This is a genomic window from Paraburkholderia ginsengiterrae (genome assembly GCF_001645125.1).
In the GTDB taxonomy this organism is placed as follows: domain Bacteria; phylum Pseudomonadota; class Gammaproteobacteria; order Burkholderiales; family Burkholderiaceae; genus Paraburkholderia; species Paraburkholderia ginsengiterrae.
This window is the reverse complement of record NZ_LXKA01000159.1, coordinates 1-491: the sequence shown is the minus strand read 5'-3', so window position 1 is coordinate 491 and position 491 is coordinate 1. Positions and strand designations below refer to the sequence as shown.

General features: G+C 64.8%; 1 pseudogene. It reads right to left on the bottom strand.

The annotated features are described in order from the left end of the window. Positions 1-276: pseudogene (locus tag A6V37_RS12975) on the bottom strand (phosphonoacetate hydrolase); the annotation flags it as partial. Positions 277-491 lie beyond the last annotated feature (215 nt).

Here is a 491-nt window from a genome sequence, read left to right as displayed (position 1 = left end):
CTTGTGCTGGTTGTAATCGGTCGTCGACAGATACATCAGCTCCAGCTGGCTCGTCTGCGCGAGCCGTACTCCGGCCGCGAACACGACCTCGGACAGCCCAGCGCTATAGACATCTAGCACCGGCATGCCGACCCGGTCGAGCACCTCGACGATGCCGTTTGCCTCCAGCCTCACTCTGTCGTCTTTTTCTGCCTCGAAGCAGATCCCTTTCATCTCCCACCCGAGCCGCCGCAGCGACCTGACCTCAGCCGTGTCGGTGGCCACCGTCGCACCCGCCCGCCCTCCCATGCCCTGCCGCATTCCTCCACCATCGTCCGTCTCTCTCTGTCACCGAACCCCCCTTCTACCCATCCTGCGCCCCACCTACCACGCCCCTCTCGTGCGGCGCCGCCCTTCCCGGCCACGCCCCTTCTTGCGTGCCTTCTCACCCCCCACCTGTCATCGGGTCCCGCCTCTCACATATTGCCCCTATCTACTAGTGTGTCGCCCGT